Origin of the sequence: Sphingomonas sp. (assembly GCF_965227385.1) — a bacterium.
Classification (GTDB): Bacteria; Pseudomonadota; Alphaproteobacteria; order Sphingomonadales; family Sphingomonadaceae; genus Sphingomonas.
Map to the genome: position 1 here is coordinate 640,001 of NZ_OZ245750.1, position 18,157 is coordinate 658,157.

Sequence of the window (18,157 nt, forward strand, 5' to 3'; positions counted from 1 at the left end):
TTCCTGCACAATCTTTCACGTAATGGAAACGTGTAGGACATGTTTGAACCTCACCACCGAAACCGAAGCCCCGATAAGCAAAGTCCATGGAACGGCTTGATTTTACCGAGTACCCGACACCTAGAAGCTGCCAGACCCGGGGCCGCCGCCCACATGTCCCTTCATCAAAATCACAATTTCAAAGAGCGACAAAGACCGGCGCACCGCCTAACCCCTTTTTATCGGGGCGACTTGTGCGCCTGGTTTTTGGTGACCGTCGAAGCGTTCCGTGTGGAGCACCGCGTCGGTGGAGTGGCTTCTATGCGCGGCTTCGGATTCGGTCAACAGGGTTTTTGCATTTTTGTTGCGCCGCTCCTCAAACCCCCAGAAAACTGCGATTTACGCGGCATCAAGACCTGTCTGCGATAGGCATCTAATGACCCAGTTAGCCAGCGAATCGACGAATCAGGGCCGTGAATCACTGCGGAATCAGGTGCGTAGCGCGGTAATCTGGCGTTCCGGGACACAGATTCTGGGGCAGATCATCGCATGGGGCGCCACCTTCCTCGTGATTCGTATGCTCGACCCCGGCGATTACGGCCTGTTCGCCATGACCCAGGTGATCCTGGTGCTGCTCAACCTCCTCAATGGCTATGGGCTCGCCGGCGGGCTGATCCAGAAGGCGCAGGTCGACGATCGTGCGATCCGTCAGCTGTTCGGGATGCTTCTGCTGCTCAACTTCGGCCTAGCGGCGCTTCAGTTCCTCGCCGCCCCGCTCGCGGCGGCCTATTATCGCCAGCCGATCGTGGCCGATCTGCTCCGCGTTCAGGCGCTGCTCTATATAGCGACGCCGTTCATCGCCTTTCCTTATGCGCTGCTCGCGCGCGCGATGGATTTTCGCAAACAGGCACAGGTCAATCTCGTCTCCGCCGTCGCCGGCGCGCTCGCCGCCGTGGCGGGGGCCTATGCTGGCCTTGGCGTGTGGACGCTGGTCCTCGCACCGATCGTCCTGTTCGGGACACGCGCGATCGGCATCACCTGGGCGGCCGGATCACTGATGTGGCCAAGCTTCGATTTTCGCGGCGCGGGCGAGATTGCGCGATTCGGCGGGCTGATCGCGACGGGCCAGTTTTTTTGGTTCGTGCAGAGCCAGTCGGACGTCTTCATCGCCGGGCGCAGTTTCGATCCCCACTGGCTCGGCATCTATACCACCAGCCTGTTCCTGACCCAGATTCTGGTCCAGAAATTCATCCCTGCGCTGAACGAGGTCGCATTCTCCGCCTATGCGCGGATGCAGGGCGATGCCGCGGGCAGCGCCACTGCCTTTGCGCGGTCGGTTCGGCTGATCATGGTCGTCGCCATGCCCTTCTATCTCGGGCTGGCCGTGACCGCCGACCCTCTGGTCCATGTCGCACTCGGCGAAAAATGGATCGAGGCCGCACCCGTCGTCCAGCTGCTCGCGCTCGCGATGCCGTTCATGACGCTGCAGGTGCTGTTCGCCCCGGCGACCGACGCGCGTGGTCGCCCGGGTCTGGGGGCCCAGATCGCGGTGATCGGCGCGCTTCTGCTTCCCGTCGCATTTCTGATCGGGGTCAAATGGGGAGTGACCGGACTTGCCTGGTCATGGATCGCGGTGTGGCCGGTCTTTCTGCTGTTCACCGCTGTGCGCAGCCTGCCGGAAATCGGCCTGAGCTGGGGCGCGTGGTTCGGCGCGATCCTGCCCCCGATCTCGGCTGCGGTCGGGATGGCGCTGGTCGTCGGCCTGATCGACCGGCTGCTCCCGCCGCTCGCCCCCCTGCCCCATCTGCTGCTGCTGACCGGAGTGGGCGCCACGGTCTACGGCGCGTGGCTATGGTTCTTCGCGCGCGCGACCGTTGAGGACGCGATCGCGATGATTCGGCGGTAACGGACGTCCGACCCGGCAGCACCCGTCGCTGAGTTATGCCGTCTGAATATAGGCCCGCATCTGCTCCGCCTCGGCCTCGATCTTCTCGATCCGGAATTTGACCAGATCGCCGATCGATACAAAGCCGAGCAGTGCGCCGCCCTCCACCACCGGAAGATGCCGGATCCGCCGCTGCGTCATCAGCGACAATGCGCCGAGTACCGATTCGTCACGGGTCACGGTGATCGCCGGCGCCGTCATCACGCTGCGCACCGACCGGTCGAGTGCCGCCGGTCCGTCACGTTTCAGGCAATGAATCACGTCGCGCTCGGAAAAGATGCCGGCGACGTTGCCGTCTTCGACCACCGGCACCGCGCCGATGCGCCGGTTGGCGAGCAGGGCGACGGCATCGCGCACACTGGCGTCACCGCCGATGCTCACGACATCACTCCCCTTCCCGCCCAGGATTGCTGCGATCGACATCGTCAGTCTCCTTTGTCCTGTTGAGGCGGTTGAGAGTCCCACGATTCGTCCCCAAATGAAAGGGCATGGAACCCAACCTCGACAATCCCGATTATGCGCGCCTCGCCTGGCGCCGTTACCGCCGCATCTTCGGCTTTGTCGGGCTGCTGTCGCTGACCTCCGCGATCGTCGCGGTGGTCGCGCTCTATATCGCAGTGGGAGAGTTCCAGCTGCACGCGTCGATCGCGATGGCGATCGGGGTCGGGCTGTCGATCCTGCTCGGCGGCGCGCTGATGGGGTTGGTGTTCCTCAGTTCCGGCACCGGCCATGACGAACGTTCGCGCGACGCGACGGAGAAAAAGCGGGACTAACGCTGCGGGTTGGGCGGGGGAGGCAGCTGCACCGTATAGGCCAGCGTACGCGATCCGTTTGCGGGCACCGTGACCGCCCACAGATTCCGGCCATCCTTCGTGCCAAGCTTGGCCGAAGCCCCGCGCATCAGCGGCGGGTCGATATCGAACTCACCCTCGAACTGCACCGGGAAAGGGTTGGCGTTGCGCACGATCAGCTCGAATGCATAGCGGCGCGGCTCGGGCTGCTGCTGCTTCAGCTCCAGCGTAACATTGGCGGTCGCGGGAAACTTGACCTCGACCTCTTCACCCACCGCTTTGTCGCCGGTGCTCGATTCGTCGATCAGCAGCGAGCGCTCGCCCTGCCGCTCGAACAGCGCGACCGGCCCGGCGGGGAGCGGCAGGCCCAGCCCATCGCTCTCCTTGTTCTGCGCGCGAAGCAGGATTTGCGGCTGCTCGGCACCGCCGAATCCGATGTCTGACGCGTAGACGATGCGCACCGGCACCGCGTCCTTCGCCAGCATTGCGACCTGCTTCTGAGCCTTGGCGGCGACGGTGGTGCGATCAGGGATGCGATAGGCTTTCAGATCGCCCAGATTCTCCTGGACCGCCATGCGTACCCGTGCGCCGGTCACCACGACCTCTTCGCGCGCCATCGGCGGCGCCATCATCGCGGGCGGCGGCGGCGGGGGCGGCGGCGGGGGGGGCGGGGGCGGCGCTAGACTGCCGCCGTCAGGCAGATAGCAGCGGAATTCGAACTCCTCGACCGTCTCGAACGGGTTGCGTGTTCGTCCCGTCGTCCGGTTGATCTTGCCCGCAACGACCATCGTGTCGGCATCGACAAAACTGGTCATGTCGGTACTCGCCAACGTTACCCAGGCGAACAGGTCGGCGGTCCGCACCCCGGCTGCCGTCCCCCCGCCATCACGCAGCGTAGCGACATAGTTCGCCTGCCAGTCGAACCCCCAGGCGAGGTAGGACAGCGTAATCGTCGCGGTCCCGCCCTGCGGGGAATCGGTCTCGACCGACAGGGTCGGCTTGGCCGACAGCCCCTCCGGCACGCCGTCATAGGCGATGGCATCCTCGGTCGGGCCGCAATTGAGCACCTCGATCCCGCGCTCGGTCTCGACGATCGCCGCGCCCGCCGGACCGGAGCGGATGATGGCGCGCTCCTCCACGGTCTTGCCATCGCGGGTGCGGCGCAGCGTGACCGGCCGGGCAAAGCCGCGGCGATAAAGGCTGGAGGGCGACAGCAGATCCCCGTCGAGGTTCTTTTCACGCACCCCGGCAGGCAGCCCGGTGACGATCGCGCTTTCCGGCAATATGCCCGACGCCACGCCTTCGAACCGGATCACCGCGCGCCCGGCAGGAATCGTCACCGTCCGCGTCTCGGTAATCAGCGCATAACCGCCAAGCCAGCCCAGATCGATTTTCTGGTCGGCGTCGCGGTTGGGCGCGCGATAGATGGTGACTCCCACCGAATCCGGTCCGGCGGATGTCTGCATGCTTTGCGCCGACGCCCCACCCGTATCGGCGAGCACCGTCGCGATCAGCAACAGGGCGGGCAGCCGCATCGGCCGCAGCTCAGTAACGCGTTTCGAAGGTCGCGGTCAGCGTTGCCTCGCCATTGGCGGGCACGCTTACCTTCCACAGCGCCTCGTCAGCGTTGATCCGTTCGCTCGCCTGCGTCTCCTCCAGGATCCGCGTGTCCTTCCACCAGCTGTCGAGCCCGCCCTGCGACAGCTCGACCACCACCGCGTCGGGCCGCGCATTGGTCAGCGTATAGACCATCGTCGTGCGCCACTTGGTCGACCCCGCGCGCTCGCGCGTCTGGACCACCGACTTGACCTTCACGTCGAACGCCTCGCCGGTCTTGATCGCCAGCCGCGACCCCATGGGCGTGTGCGGGATCGCATTCTCGCCGATGAACTGCGGCGCTCCGCGCGCGTCCCGCATATAAATGCGCACCGTCCCCGCGGGCAGTGCATCGCCAAGGCCACCTTCCTTCGAGGACGAGAAACGCAGTACCGTGTCGACGCTGCGCGGCTGATCCTGCCGCCCCAGCCACGGGTTGCGATAGGCATAGGCCTTGGCCGCCGGCGCGCCCGCGACGTCGAGGAAGCTGACCTGCTTCTGCTGGCGCTGCGCAATCGTCGTACGGCCGGGGATTGGATAGACATAGAAGTCGCCGATCCGCTCACGCCCGGCGGTCTCGGTTCCCGGTACCATCGCTGACGACGCCCCGCGGCCGCCACCGCCGACCGCACCCGCAACGAGCAAGGTGCTGGCGTTGCTGTAGGTCACGCCGCTATTGTTGGTCAGCGTCAGCCAGCCCTGCACGTCGATCTTGCCCGCCTTTTCGTCGAACAGCGCGACATAGTCGGACTTCCAGCCCATCCCGTAGGTCAGGTAGCTCAGCGTCACCGGCCGCGCGCCCGCCGCATCGGCGTCCAGTGTCACCGACAGGGTCGGCCGTGCGCGCAACGACGGGGGCAGCGACGGGAAGATCACCCGGTCGTCCTTGCCCAGCACCTCGATCCGTCCGCCAATCTCGACCACGGTGCCGTCATTATAGGCGAGCACCTTGGCCGGAAGATTCTGTCCGCCGCGCACCACCGTCACCGACTGGCCGACGGCCTTTTCCATCAGCGCCTCGGGGGAAAGCAGGTCGAAATCGAAATTCTGTTCAACGATGGTTGCGCCCGGCGCGCCGATCGTGACCGTTTCAGGGCGGATCTGTCCCGCGACGTCGGGGAAGTCCTGCTTCGACTTGCCTGCGGGCAGGCGCATCTCGCGCTTGTCCTGCACCAACGCCAGATTGTTGTTGTAGATGGTGACCGCAACGTCGCCCTGGGCAGTCTGCGCAAGGACGGGAGTCGCCAGCGTCGTTCCGGAAAGTGCGGCTCCAGCCACAAGCGCCAACGTCGTCCGCCGCATCGCATCCCCCTTCGATCTGGTTGCCGCACCATCGCGACCCGGCTCCCGATGTCAACGGTCAAGGGATCAGGACATAAAAAAGGCCGGCCCGTAAGCTACGGACCGGCCTGTATTTTATGGAGGAGAATGGCGCTTATTCGGCCGCTTCCGGCTCGCCCTCTTCCTTCTTCACGCGGCGGCGGCGCGGCTTGACCTCGACCACCTCGCCCTCGACGCCCAGCGCGGGGGGCAGCACCGCGGCGATATCGCCGCCATGTCCCGCATCGCTGCTCGCCTCGTCGCGGCGCGGACGGCCACGGCGGGGACGACGTTCTTCGACCGGCACCTCATCCTCGTTCGCGGCGACCGGCGTTTCCTCGCCCTCGACGCCACGCGGCTGACGCTCGCGGCGGTCATCGCGGTTGCGATTGTCGCGATCGCGGCCGTCACGATTGTCGCGTCCATCGCGCTCGCGGCGCGGACGGCGTTCGTTGCGCTCGCCCCGGTCACGATTGTCGCGATCGCCAGGTGCCTGACGCTCGGCCTGCTCGTCGCCCTCGTCGCCGGTCTCGCCGCGCGGACCCTCGTCGCCCTCGAACTCGTCCTCGTCGCCGTCGAACTCGTCGCGCTGGCGGCGCTGCGGATTGTGGTCCTCGAAGCGCGAACGGCTTTCGGCCAGCACGCGGAAGTAGTGATCCGCGAACTGCAGATAATATTCGGTGTTCACCCGATCGCCCGCCATCTGCGCGTCGCGAGCGAGGTTCTTGTATTTCTCAAGCAGCTGCGCGGCGTTGCCACGTGCGCGATTGTCGATGCGGTTGCCCGAATTGGGGTTGTTGCCGCCGCCCTGCTGGCGCTGGCCACCACGGCCGCGACGGCGACCGTTGTTCGCCTGACGATTGTTGATCAACGTCTGTGTGTCCTGTCCTTACTCAATCCGCCATCGGTCAAACAGCGATCCCGGATGCGTGTTACACCGCACGCCGTCACGGCCCATCGGACCGAAACGGCTCCCGCATGGCTGCCGGACAATCAGCAGCGCGCATGCCTTGATTTGGGTCGGCAAACCTTTTCAACGATTTAGGTTGCCGGTGCCTGCCCCGGGCTCATCCTTAGCCCGCGCGGCAACAATCTCCAAGCCTTATATTGGTGCAGCGCATCGATAGTTCAATTTCGCGGCATTTTTGCCGCAACCGCGCGCGGGCGTCCGCCCAGATCGTGATGCAGCACAGGATCGAGCCCCGCGCCACGCATCAGCGCCGACACGGCCTCCCACTGCGTCCAGCCGATCTCCAGCACCGCCATGCCGCCCGGCGCAAGCAGCCGGGGCAGGTCGGGAATGATGCGGCAATAATCGTCGAGGCCCTCGGCCCCTGCGAACAGCGCGGACGCCGGCTCATGCTCGCGCACCTCCGGCCCCAGTTCCTCGGCCGCGCCGATATAGGGCGGGTTGCACAGGACCAGGTCGAACTGGCCGACAAGGCCCGCGGCCCAATCGCCGCGCCGCAGATCGACCCGTTCCGCGACACCCAAAGCTCCTGCGTTGCGCCGCGCATAGTCGAGCGCGGTATCGGACGCATCGACCCCGACACCCGTGGCGCCAGGCCATTCCGCCAACGCCGCGAGCAACAACGTCCCCGGCCCGGTCCCCAGGTCCAGCACCCGCCCCGGCCCATTGCTCCCGGCAAAATGTGCCACCGCCGCCTCGATCAGCGTCTCGCTGTCCGCACGCGGCACCAGCACGCCGGGGCCGACGCCGATCTCGACCGTCCAGAACCCGCGCGACCCGGTGATATAGGCGACCGGCTCATGGGCCAGCCGTCGTTCGACCAGCCCCGCGAACCCGTCCGGCGCGGGATCGCCAAGATGCTTCAACAACAAATCCTGATGCGACACGTCCAAGGCATGCGCCATGAGTAGTTCGGCATCAAGGCGCGGGGAGGCGGAGGTAATGCGCGCGGCCGCATCGGCGATGGCGGCACGGACGGACCCGACGCTCACCCCACCCCCCTCGTCACCCCGGACTTGTTCCGGGGTCCACTTAAAGTCGAGGCGAAAAGCCAAAGGCTTGAGCGCAGAGAGCGCGGCACCGTGGACCCCGGCACAAGGCCGCGGTGACAACCGTTAGGCAGTCGCCCGGCGATCACGAATCCAGCGCCGCCAGCCGCTCCGCCTCATCTTCCGCCACCAGCGCGCCGACCAGCTCGTCCATCTCCCCCTCGAGAATCTCGGGCAGGCGGTGGAGGGTCAGGTTGATCCGGTGGTCGGTCACCCGCCCCTGCGGGAAGTTGTACGTGCGGATCCGCTCCGACCGGTCGCCCGATCCGACCATCGATTTGCGCGCGCCCGACCGCTCGCTCGCCAGCCGCTCGCGCTCCAGCTCATACAGCCGCGTGCGCAGCACCTGCATCGCCTTGTCGCGGTTCTTGTGCTGCGACCTTTGGTCCTGCTGGATCACCACGAGGCCCGTCGGCACGTGCGTCAATCGCACCGCCGAATCGGTCGTGTTGACGTGCTGCCCGCCCGCGCCGCTCGCGCGATAGATGTCGATGCGCAGATCCTCGTTGCGGATCTCGACATCGACCTCTTCCGCCTCGGGCAGCACCGCGACGGTCGCCGCCGACGTATGGATACGCCCGCCGCTCTCGGTCACGGGCACGCGCTGAACGCGATGCACGCCGCTCTCGAACTTCAGCTTGGCGAACACGCCCTTGCCCGCGACGCTCGCGACCACTTCCTTGTAACCCCCGGCTTCGGAGGTGGACGCAGAGATCAACTCGACCTTCCACCCCTGCCGCTCGGCATAGCGGGTGTACATGCGCAGCAGATCGCCCGCGAACAGCCCTGCTTCGTCCCCGCCGGTCCCGGCGCGGATTTCGAGCATCGCCGCGCGCTCGTCCGCCGCGTCACGCGGCAGCAGCGCCAGCGCAAGGGCGTGGTCGGCCTGCGCCAGCGCCGCCTCGTTCGTGCGCAATTCCTCCGCCGCCATCGCGCGCAGCTCGGCATCCGCCTCGCGCGTCATTGCAGCCAGGCTCACCGCCTCGGCGCGCAGCCGCCGCACCTCGCCCGCCGCTGCCGCGACCGGCTCCAGCTCGGCATATTCCTTGGACACCGCGACAAAGCGATCCGACGGCAGGTCGCCGGTCGCCATCATCGCCGACAACTCATCCCGCCGCGCCTCGATCTGCGCGATCCGCTCGGGGGAAATGCGGGTCACATCGCCGCCAGTGCGGCCATCACCGCCGCAACCGCGTCGCCATCGACCGTGTCGGCGCTCAGCGTCCTGCGATTGATCGACAGTGCGTCGTCGCGGACATCGATTGACACGATCTCCGCCGGATTGAGCTTCACCGCCTTGTCGTAGCGCTTCTTGGGGCTACCCGTCGCGACCAGCTCAGCGACCACGCCCGCGCGCCGCAGCGCGGCAACCATCTCGACGCCCTTGGCCTCGTAGCCATTGCGCTCGACTACGACCGCGACCTGCAGCGTCTCAGCCTCTGGCTCCGCCAGCAACATCCCCAGCCGCTCAATCCCCGCAGCCCAGCCCACGCCTGGCGTCTCCGGCCCGCCCAGATTGCCGATCAGCCCGTCATAGCGCCCGCCGGCCAGCACCGTGCCCTGCGCACCCAGCCGGTCGGTCACGAATTCGAACGCCGTGTGCCGGTAATAGTCGAGTCCGCGCACCAGCCGCGCATTGCGCGTCCAGGCGACACCCGCCGCGTCGAGCCCGCTCGTCACTGCCTCGAAAAACGCCCGCGCCTCATCTGTCAGATAAGCGTCGATGTCCGGCGCCGAATCCGCAATCGGCCGGTCGCGCGGATCCTTCGAATCCAGAATCCGCATCGGGTTCTTCTCGAGCCGCGTCAGGCTGTCCTCGCTCAACTCTCCGCGATGCGCCTCGAAATGCGCGACCAGCGCCGCGCGCCACGCCTCCCGCGTCTCCGCATCGCCCAGCGTGTTGAGCTGCAGCGTCACGCCCTCGGCGACGCCCAGCTCCTTGAGCAGCTGGTCGGCCATCGTCAGCAGCTCGACATCGGCCTGCGGTTCGGCCGCGCCGATGATCTCGGCATCGATCTGGTGGAACTGGCGATACCGGCCCTTTTGCGGGCGCTCATACCGAAACACCGGGCCATGCGTGGTCAGCTTGAGCGGCGCATATTGCTGCCACCCCTCGGTGATATACGCGCGGCAAATCCCCGCGGTGAACTCCGGCCGCAACGTCAGCAGCTCGTCGCCACGGTCGGGGAAGGTGTACATTTCCTTCGATACGACATCGCTGGTCTCGCCCATCGATCGCGCGAACACCCCGGTGGATTCGAACACCGGCACCTGAACCTGCTGGAAACAATAGAGCCGCCGCACATGCTCGAACGCCTCGACCACGCGGGCGAAGCGGCGCTGCTCGTCGCCAAAGATGTCCTGCGTGCCACGCACGCGGCGGGGGGTTTCGATCCGTGCCATTTGCGGCGGCTATCTATTGGCAGCGCGGGCGGAACACCAGAGGCGGTTTCGCGGCCCCCGCCAATCCACTATAGGCCCGCGCCATGACCTCCACCCCCAAGACCTATCACGTCAAATCCTTCGGCTGTCAGATGAACGTCTATGACGGCGAGCGCATGGCCGAGCTGATGGCAGCACAGGGCATGACCGCAGCGGCAGACGCCGACAGCGCCGACCTGGTCGTCCTCAACACCTGCCACATCCGCGAAAAGGCGACCGAGAAGGTCTATTCGGACATCGGCCGCGTCCGCAAATCCGCGCGCCTTGCCGATCGTTCCGCGCCGATGATCGCCGTCGCGGGCTGCGTCGCGCAGGCCGAGGGCGAGGAAATCGCGAACCGCGCCAAGGTCGACATCGTCGTCGGCCCGCAAGCCTATCACAACCTGCCCGACCTCGTCGCTCAAGCTGCGGCTCAAGGCCGCGCGATCGACACCGACATGCCCGCCATCGCGAAGTTCGGTGCGCTCCCCGCCCGCCGCAAGACCGGCCCGACCGCGTTCCTGACGGTGCAGGAAGGGTGCGACAAATTCTGCACCTATTGCGTCGTGCCCTATACACGCGGCGCCGAGGTCAGTCGGCCGTTCGCGACGATCGTCGACGAAGCCAAGTCGCTGGTCGACGCCGGCGCGCGTGAGATCACCTTGCTTGGCCAGAACGTCAACGCATGGGACGATGCCGAGGGCACCGGCCTGCACGGCCTGATCGCCGCGCTGGACAAGATCGATGGGCTGGCGCGCATCCGCTACACCACCAGCCACCCCAACGACATGAAGGAAGGCCTGATCCGCGCGCATGCGGAGGTCGAAAAGCTGATGCCCTTCCTCCATTTGCCGGTGCAGGCGGGCAATGATCGTATCCTGAAAGCCATGAACCGCAGCCACAGCCGCGATTCGTACTTGGCGATCCTCGACCGCGTCCGCGCGGCGCGGCCGGATATCGCGCTGTCGGGCGACTTCATCGTCGGCTTCCCCGGCGAGACCGAGGCGGAGTTCCGCGATACGCTCAGCCTCGTCGACGCGGTCGGCTATGCCCAGTGTTTCAGCTTCAAATACTCCCCCCGCCCCGGCACCCCGGCCGCGGACATGGACGGCGCGGTGCCCGAAGAGGTGATGGACGACCGCCTGCAGCGCCTGCAGGCCGCACTCAACCGCGATCAGGCCGCGTTCAACGCCGCCAGCGTCGGCAAGATTTGCGACGTCCTCATCGAACGGAAGGGCAAGCTACCGGGTCAGATGCTTGGCAAATCGCCCTGGCTGCAATCGATCCATCTGATGACCGACGCGGCGATCGGCGATCTGGTGCGGGTGCGGATTGACAGCGCCGGTCCGAACTCGCTGGCGGGTGTGGCGGCCTGAACCTATCGTCACCCCGGCCTTGTGCCGGGGTCCACTGTGCCGCACCTCCAGCGCTCAAAGCTCTTGCTTCGCGCCTCGTCTCCCGGTGGGCCCCGGCACAAGGCCGGGGTGACAAGTGAGGTCGGCAGGTGCTGGACACGCCCCGCCCGCTCCGCCACTTTCCCCCAATGCACCTGACCTCGACCGCGCGCCTGTTCGCGCTCGCCGCGCCGCTCCTCCTTGCCACCACCGCGCTGGCTCAGCAGGCCCAGGACCCCGGCCCCAACGCCCCGGTCTCCTACGATCTGAGCTTCGACAATGCCGCGCAGCGTGAGGCGCGGATCGCGGTCACCTATCGCGACCTCAAGCCCGGCGCGGTCGAGTTCCGCATGGCCCGCTCCTCCCCCGGTCGTTACGCGATCCATGAATTCGCCAAGAACGTCTATTCGGTCACGGCGAAAGACGGCGCGGGCCGCGATCTGACGATCGACCGCAACGATCCCTATAGTTGGCGCGTCAGCGGCCATGACGGCACCGTCACCTTTGCCTACACCCTCTATGGCGACCGTGGCGATGGCACCTACAGCCAGATCGACCAGACCCACGCGCATCTCAACATGCCCGCGACGCTGATCTGGGCGGCGGGCTATGACGACCGCCCGATCCGCGTCACCTTCCGCCCCGCCGACCCGAAATGGAAGATCGCGACCCAGCTCGCGCCGGTCGGCGGCAGCGCCACGACCTTCTGGGCGCCGCACCTCCAGTATCTGCTCGACAGCCCGACCGAGCTGTCCGAACATCATTTGCGCGAATGGACGATCAGCTCGGGCGGCAAGACCCAGACGATCCGCCTCGCCGTGCACAGCGCCGACACGCCCGAAACCATCGACGCCTATGCGGAGAAGGCCAAGAAGGTCGTCGCCGAACAGATCCGCATCTTCGGCACCGCGCCCGAGTTCGATTTCGGCACCTATACCTTCATCGCCGATTATGTGCCGCAGATCAGCGGCGACGGGATGGAGCATCGCAACTCGACGATCATCAGCCAGCCGCGCACGCTGGCGGCGGGCAAGTTCGCCCAGCTCGGTACGCTCAGCCACGAATTCATCCACGCCTGGAATGTCGAGCGGCTGCGCCCGGCCGAGCTGGAGCCGTTCGACTTCACCCAGGCCGACCCGACCCCGTCCTTGTGGTTCGCGGAAGGCTTCACCCAATATTACGGCCCTCTGGCCATCCGCCGCGCCGGCGAAATGCCGCTCGACGCTTATCTCGCCAGCCTTGGCGGGACGCTCGACTTCATCGTCAACAACTCCGCGCGCCGCTATGGCTCGCCCCAGGAGATGAGCCTGCGCGCGCCGTTCGTCGATGCCGCCGCGTCGATCGACCCGGTGAATGAGCGGATCTTCGCGTCCTATTACCCCTATGGCGCGGTTGTCGCGCTCGCGCTCGACCTGACGCTGCGCCAGCGCTTCGGCAGCGATCTCGACGCCTATATGCGCCACTTGTGGCAGCGGAACGGCGCGGCACAGCAGGGCTTCGCGCCGGTCAAACCCTATACCCCTGCCGATCTGGAGGCAGGCCTTGCCGAACTGACCCGCGACCCGGCCTTTGCGAAGCAGTTCTTCGACGCGCATATCCGGGGCAGCGCCCTGCCCGATTTCGCGCTCTTGCTGGCCCAGGCCGGTCTGGTGCTCCGACCCGCCGATGCCAGCAAGGGATGGATCGGCGCGAGCAACGTCGCCGGCGGCGGCGACGAACCCGTCACGCTCTCCGAAATCCCGGTCCCCGGCAGCCCGCTCTATGCCGCCGGCCTGACGCGTGGCGACACGATCACCGCCCTCGACGGCAAGCCGATCGCCACCCCGGCCGACTTCCGCACCGCGCTGGCCGCGCTCAGGCCGGGCCAGCCGGTCGCGGTCGCCTTCATGACGCGCGCCGGGCCGGGCAGTGCCACGATCACCCCGGTGGCCGACCCCAGGCTTGCGATCGTGACACTCGAAAGGGCGGGCAGCCAACCGACGGCAGCGCAGCTCGCCTTCCGCCGGGCGTGGCTCGGCGGGGACTGACTGTTCTGGTGTTGCCCGGCTGCGTCACCCGGTACCAATCGCTGTCAGAGGCATCATTTCCGCTGTCCTACCCGCTCCGGCTCTGCCATCCTCGCCGCACGACATGCGAAACGGAACCTCCGCGCTGCACACCGGTTCGGCCCATCATGGCCCGCTGTCGCCCCCACACGCGCATTTTTGTCAGAATTGTCAGCCAATGCCGACACCGATCGATGCGCGACATCGTGACAGTCTAGCCAGCGAAAGGACCGCATGAGCCGCAAGCCCGTCCCCGCCCAGCAAGGTCAGCGCGCCCGCGTCGAGGTGAATTTCGACCGCCCGCAGCTGCTTCCGCAATTGTTCGGCGAATATGACAGCAACATCCTCGCGCTCGAGGAGCGGCTCGGCGTCTATATCCATGCGCGCGGCCAGCGCGTGGTGATCGAGGGCAGCGCCGAGGCCGTCGCCCATGCCCGCGAAGTGCTGATCGAACTGCACAGCCGCGTGATCCGAGGCGAGGCGATCGACACCGGGCTGATCGACGCGGTGATCGCGATGGCGACCGAACCGCTACTGACCGGCATCGTCCGCGCGGAAAATGACGAGGGCGCGGCACCACCCATCATGATCCGCACGCGCAACAAGACGATCGTCCCGCGCTCGCTGACCCAGACCACCTATATGCGCGCGCTGATCTCCAACGACATCATCTTCGCATTGGGACCGGCGGGCACCGGCAAGACCTACCTCGCGGTGGCGCAGGCGGTGGCACAGCTCATAACCGGATCGGTCAAGCGCCTGATCCTCTCCCGCCCGGCGGTCGAGGCGGGGGAGCGGCTGGGCTTCCTCCCCGGGGACATGAAGGATAAGGTCGACCCCTATCTGCGCCCGCTCTACGACGCGCTTTATGACTGCCTGCCGGCCGAGCAGGTCGAGCGGCGGATCGCGAGCGGCGAGATCGAGATTGCCCCGATCGCGTTCATGCGCGGCCGCACCCTCGCCGACGCCTTCGTCATCCTGGACGAGGCACAGAATACCACGCCGATGCAGATGAAGATGTTCCTAACCCGCTTCGGCCAGAATAGCCGGATGGTGGTGTGCGGCGACCCCAAGCAGACCGACCTGCCCGGCGGGCCCTCGGCGAGCGGCCTCAACGACGCGGTCAACAAGCTCGAGGGGATCGACGGGATGGCGTTCGTGCGCTTCGGCATCGGCGACGTCGTCCGCCACCCGATCGTCGGCCGCATCGTCGACGCCTATGAGAACGAGCATGCTTGAGGTCGCCGTCCAGATCGAACCCGGCTGGCCTGACGTCGACTGGGCCGCGATCGGCGCCAGGGCCGCAGCCGCTGCGGTCGCGCAGACGCCCTATGGCTATCTCGCCACCAGCGCTGCGGCGATCGAGGTCGCGGTGCGCCTGACCGACGATGCCGAGGTGCATCAGCTCAACGCGCAGTACCGGCAAAAGGACAAGCCGACCAACGTCCTGTCCTTCCCGATGATCGAGCCCGACCTGATCGAATCGCTGACGCAGAACAGCGACGATGGCGAGGTCATCCTGGGCGACATCATCCTCGCGCACGACGTCTGCGCGCGCGAGGCGGAGGAAAAGGGCTTCACGGTGGAGCAGCATGCGACGCACCTGATTGTCCACGGGGTGCTGCATTTGCTAGGTTACGACCATCAGGGGGATTCCGAAGCCGAAGCGATGGAGTCGATGGAGCGCGCCGCGCTCGCAATTCTGGGGATCCCTGACCCCTATCTGATATGCGAGGATTGAACGCCAACATGACGGACGGCCCCAGTAGCAACGGGAACGGCGACAGTAGTAGCGAAGGCGGAATATGGCGCGGCCTTCGCGCGCTGCTCTTCGGCGAAGAGCACAATGAAACCCTGCGTGAGCGGATCGAGGAAGCGATCGACGAGGCCGATGGCGACAGCAAGCCCGCCAAGGGCGACCTCTCTCCGCTCGAGCGCAAGATGCTCCGCAACCTCCTTCATTTCGGCGAGCGCGATGCGGGCGATGTCGGCGTTCCGCGTGCCGACATCATCGCGGTCGACGAAGCGACCAGCTTTGCCGAACTGGTCCAGATCTTTGCCGAGGCGGGGCACAGCCGCTTGCCCGTCTATCGCGAGAAGCTCGACCGCGTCATCGGCATGATCCACGTGAAGGACGTGTTCGCCGTCCTCGCCGCCGGGGCCGGGCCGCCGTCGAAGATCACCGATCTGATGCGCCAGCCGCTCTATGTCCCGCAATCGATGGGCACGCTCGACCTGCTTGCGCAGATGCAGGCGAGCCGCACGCACCTCGCCGTCGTGCTCGACGAATATTCCGGGACCGAGGGCCTGATCACGATCGAGGACCTGGTCGAGGAAATCGTCGGCGAGATCGACGACGAGCATGACGACGCGCCCGAAGCGCTGTGGGTCCCGCTCGACAACGGCGGATGGGATGCCGATGCCCGCGCCGAGCTGGAGGATGTCGCCGCGGCGATCGACCCCCGGCTGGGCGAGGTCGAGGAAGATATCGAGACGCTCGGCGGCCTCGCCTTCATCCTCGCCGGCCATGTGCCCGAAGCGGGCGAGTGCCTGAAACACCCGAGCGGCTGGACGCTCGAAGTGCTGGAGGCCGACGCCACGCGCGTCCGCCGCCTGCGCCTGCACCCGCCCGAAGAATTAGTTGAAATCGAGGACTGACCATTGCGCCGCAAACTCCTGATCGCCACCGCCGCAATCGTCGTCATCGGCGGCGGCACCTATTGGTTCCTGTCGCGTCCCGATGTCGCGCAGCACAGCGTAGCGGACACGAGCGGCGTGCGCCCCAAGCTGGTCGCGCCGCGCGAACAGACGATCCCGACGGTCAAGATCGCCGACGCGGTGGGCTGGCCCGCCGGCACCAAGCCGGTCGCGGCCAAGGGGCTGGCGGTCAACGCCTTTGCCACCGGGCTCGATCATCCGCGCTGGCTCTACCGCCTGCCCAATGGCGATGTGCTCGTTGCCGAGAGCAACTCCCCGCCGCGTGAGGAAGGGGGCATCACCAACTGGGTGATGAAGAAGCTGATGAACCGCGCCGGAGCCGGCGTCCCTTCGGCCAACCGCATCACCCTGCTGCGCGACGTCGACGGCGATGGTGTGGCGGAAGCGCGCTCGGTGCTGCTGACCGCCGACAATGGCCTCGATTCGCCCTTCGGCATGGTGCTGGTCGGAGACACGCTCTACGTCGCCAACCACAATGCCCTGATCCGCTTCCCGTTCAAGCCGGGCGAGACCAAGATCACCGGCAAGGGCGAGAAGGTCGTCGACCTGCCCGGCGGGGGCAACCACTGGACCCGCGACGTGATCGCCGGGCCGGAGGGCAAGCTCTATGTCAGCGTCGGTTCCGCATCGAACATCGCCGAAAAGGGCCTCGACGTCGAAAAGAACCGCGCGACGATCCTTGAGGTCGATCCGCAGGCGAAGCGTTTCCGCATCTTCGCCGCGGGCCTGCGCAATCCGATCGGCCTGGCGCTGCACCCGGAAACCGGGCGGCTGTGGACCGTGGTCAATGAGCGCGACATGCTCGGCTCCGACGGCCCGCCCGATTATCTGACCCAGGTGACGATCGGCCAGTTCTTCGGCTGGCCGTGGAATTACTGGGGCGGCTATGTCGACAAGCGCGTCCAGCCCGAGCGCCCGGATCTGCGGGAATATAGCGCACGGCCAAGCTATTCGATGGGGCCGCACACTGCGCCGCTCGGCCTCACCTTTGCGACCGACATCAAGCTCGGCAGTGCGTTCGCCAAGGGCGCGTTCGTCGGCCTGCACGGATCGTGGAACCGCGTGCCCGCCTCGGGCTACAAGGTCGTGTTCGTGCCGTTCGGCGAGCGCGGCCTGCCGGTCCCCGATGCCAAGCCGGTCGATGTCCTCACCGGCTTCCTCGATGCCAATGGCAAGGCGCAAGGACGCCCGGTCGGCGTGACGGCGGATCGCACCGGCGCACTGCTGGTCGCGGACGATGTCGGCAATACGATCTGGCGGGTGAGCGCTCCGGGTCAGTAATCGGCGACGGCGTAGGACAGGTCGGAATAGCCGGCCTCCTCGCCCCAACCGGTGCTGGCTTCGGCCACCGCCTCGCTCGCGCGCACTTCGGCCTGATAGACGGGCACCCCGCCCGACGGCGCGAGCGGGAGCATGCCGGTCACGGTATAATGCGCTGCGACCGTGCCGGCACAGCTGCCCAGCGCGCCGGTGGCGAGCAGAGCGACGGCAATCATGGGCCACGGGCGGGGCGATCGGTTCATCGCGTGTCTCCTCGCCCGGAAAAACCGCGCGCGGGAACGCAGGTTCCCTATTTCAATAGCTTGGGCGCTTCCTGCAGTAGCTTCTCACGGATTTTGCCGGCGAACAGCGCCAGCATCGGCGGCAGATCGACTTCGGCATGGACATGGGCGTCATGGATCTCCAGCCGGCTGGCGACGCTCTGCCCCAGTGCGCTGACGGTAAAGTGCAGCGTGTCGCCTTCCCACCGCTCGTCCACAGTGCCCCCGCCGGGGAACATCGACCCGATCTTCCCCACCCCGCCCGCGACCCGCGCCCGCGCCGCGTCGCGGCCAAGCTTATGGGGGATATCGACGATGACGGGTTCGGGCATGATGCTTCCTTTAGGTGTGGTGACTGCATAACGCACGATGCTTGTATCTGTCACCG

The 18,157-nt window shown here is 66.6% G+C and carries 17 protein-coding genes; 8 read left to right on the forward strand and 9 right to left on the reverse strand.

Features of this window, described 5'->3' with window-relative positions:
- Positions 1 to 415: 415 nt before the first annotated feature.
- A complete protein-coding gene (locus tag ACO05N_RS02965; RefSeq protein ID WP_422055708.1) occupies positions 416 to 1,885 on the forward strand; it encodes an oligosaccharide flippase family protein in 1,470 nt (489 codons plus the stop codon).
- A gap of 33 nt (positions 1,886 to 1,918) precedes the next feature.
- Here ACO05N_RS02965 and ACO05N_RS02970 read toward each other — a convergent pair whose 3' ends face one another.
- The gene (locus ACO05N_RS02970) at positions 1,919 to 2,347 is read right to left on the reverse strand and encodes a CBS domain-containing protein (RefSeq protein WP_422055709.1); all 429 of its coding nucleotides are present in this window, start codon (positions 2,345 to 2,347) and stop codon (positions 1,919 to 1,921) included.
- A gap of 65 nt (positions 2,348 to 2,412) precedes the next feature.
- On the opposite strand from ACO05N_RS02970, the gene ACO05N_RS02975 reads away from it, so the two are divergent.
- Positions 2,413 to 2,697, forward strand: a complete 285-nt coding sequence (locus ACO05N_RS02975; protein WP_300501525.1) for a hypothetical protein — start codon at positions 2,413 to 2,415, stop codon at positions 2,695 to 2,697.
- Here ACO05N_RS02975 and ACO05N_RS02980 read toward each other — a convergent pair.
- The 6 genes from ACO05N_RS02980 to hisS form a co-directional block, all read right to left on the reverse strand.
- On the reverse strand, positions 2,694 to 4,250 hold the full coding sequence (locus tag ACO05N_RS02980) for a DUF4139 domain-containing protein (RefSeq protein WP_422055710.1): 1,557 nt from the start codon (positions 4,248 to 4,250) through the stop codon (positions 2,694 to 2,696). The genes ACO05N_RS02975 and ACO05N_RS02980 overlap by 4 nt on opposite strands.
- Positions 4,251 to 4,260: 10 nt before the next feature.
- Positions 4,261 to 5,613: a DUF4139 domain-containing protein gene (locus tag ACO05N_RS02985; RefSeq protein WP_422055711.1), complete on the reverse strand. Its 1,353-nt coding sequence runs from the start codon at positions 5,611 to 5,613 to the stop codon at positions 4,261 to 4,263.
- 133 nt (positions 5,614 to 5,746) lie between these two features.
- On the reverse strand, positions 5,747 to 6,502 hold the full coding sequence (locus ACO05N_RS02990) for a DUF4167 domain-containing protein (protein WP_422055712.1): 756 nt from the start codon (positions 6,500 to 6,502) through the stop codon (positions 5,747 to 5,749).
- Between the two features lie 257 nt (positions 6,503 to 6,759).
- The gene (prmC, locus tag ACO05N_RS02995; protein ID WP_422055713.1) at positions 6,760 to 7,593 is read right to left on the reverse strand and encodes a peptide chain release factor N(5)-glutamine methyltransferase; all 834 of its coding nucleotides are present in this window, start codon (positions 7,591 to 7,593) and stop codon (positions 6,760 to 6,762) included.
- A 142-nt stretch (positions 7,594 to 7,735) separates the two neighbouring features.
- The gene (prfA, locus tag ACO05N_RS03000) at positions 7,736 to 8,809 is read right to left on the reverse strand and encodes a peptide chain release factor 1 (RefSeq protein WP_422055714.1); all 1,074 of its coding nucleotides are present in this window, start codon (positions 8,807 to 8,809) and stop codon (positions 7,736 to 7,738) included.
- Positions 8,806 to 10,053: a histidine--tRNA ligase gene (hisS, locus tag ACO05N_RS03005; protein WP_422055715.1), complete on the reverse strand. Its 1,248-nt coding sequence runs from the start codon at positions 10,051 to 10,053 to the stop codon at positions 8,806 to 8,808. The genes prfA and hisS overlap by 4 nt, the downstream gene beginning before the upstream one ends.
- 83 nt (positions 10,054 to 10,136) lie before the next feature.
- Between hisS and miaB the strand changes: the two genes are divergently transcribed.
- From miaB to ACO05N_RS03035, 6 genes are all read left to right on the forward strand, one after another.
- Positions 10,137 to 11,447 carry a tRNA (N6-isopentenyl adenosine(37)-C2)-methylthiotransferase MiaB gene (gene miaB, locus ACO05N_RS03010; protein WP_422055716.1) on the forward strand — a complete coding sequence of 437 codons (1,311 nt, stop codon included), beginning with the start codon at positions 10,137 to 10,139 and terminating at the stop codon, positions 11,445 to 11,447.
- A 167-nt stretch (positions 11,448 to 11,614) separates the two neighbouring features.
- Positions 11,615 to 13,492: a M61 family metallopeptidase gene (locus ACO05N_RS03015; protein WP_422055717.1), complete on the forward strand. Its 1,878-nt coding sequence runs from the start codon at positions 11,615 to 11,617 to the stop codon at positions 13,490 to 13,492.
- Between the two features lie 252 nt (positions 13,493 to 13,744).
- A complete protein-coding gene (locus ACO05N_RS03020; RefSeq protein WP_422055718.1) occupies positions 13,745 to 14,749 on the forward strand; it encodes a PhoH family protein in 1,005 nt (334 codons plus the stop codon).
- Positions 14,742 to 15,251, forward strand: a complete 510-nt coding sequence (gene ybeY, locus ACO05N_RS03025; RefSeq protein WP_422055719.1) for an rRNA maturation RNase YbeY — start codon at positions 14,742 to 14,744, stop codon at positions 15,249 to 15,251. The genes ACO05N_RS03020 and ybeY overlap by 8 nt, the downstream gene beginning before the upstream one ends.
- An 8-nt stretch (positions 15,252 to 15,259) precedes the next feature.
- Positions 15,260 to 16,168 carry a hemolysin family protein gene (locus ACO05N_RS03030; protein WP_422058692.1) on the forward strand — a complete coding sequence of 303 codons (909 nt, stop codon included), beginning with the start codon at positions 15,260 to 15,262 and terminating at the stop codon, positions 16,166 to 16,168.
- 3 nt (positions 16,169 to 16,171) lie between these two features.
- Entirely contained in the window at positions 16,172 to 17,509 is a 1,338-nt protein-coding gene (locus ACO05N_RS03035) for a PQQ-dependent sugar dehydrogenase (RefSeq protein ID WP_422055720.1), read from the forward strand.
- On the opposite strand, the gene ACO05N_RS03040 is transcribed toward ACO05N_RS03035, so the two are convergent.
- Both ACO05N_RS03040 and ACO05N_RS03045 read right to left on the reverse strand, forming a co-directional pair.
- Complete coding sequence (locus ACO05N_RS03040; protein WP_422055721.1) at positions 17,503 to 17,724, reverse strand: hypothetical protein; 222 nt, start codon at positions 17,722 to 17,724, stop codon at positions 17,503 to 17,505. The two genes, ACO05N_RS03035 and ACO05N_RS03040, sit on opposite strands and share 7 nt — an antisense overlap.
- 74 nt (positions 17,725 to 17,798) lie before the next feature.
- Positions 17,799 to 18,101: a polyhydroxyalkanoic acid system family protein gene (locus tag ACO05N_RS03045; RefSeq protein ID WP_422055722.1), complete on the reverse strand. Its 303-nt coding sequence runs from the start codon at positions 18,099 to 18,101 to the stop codon at positions 17,799 to 17,801.
- Positions 18,102 to 18,157: the final 56 nt, after the last annotated feature.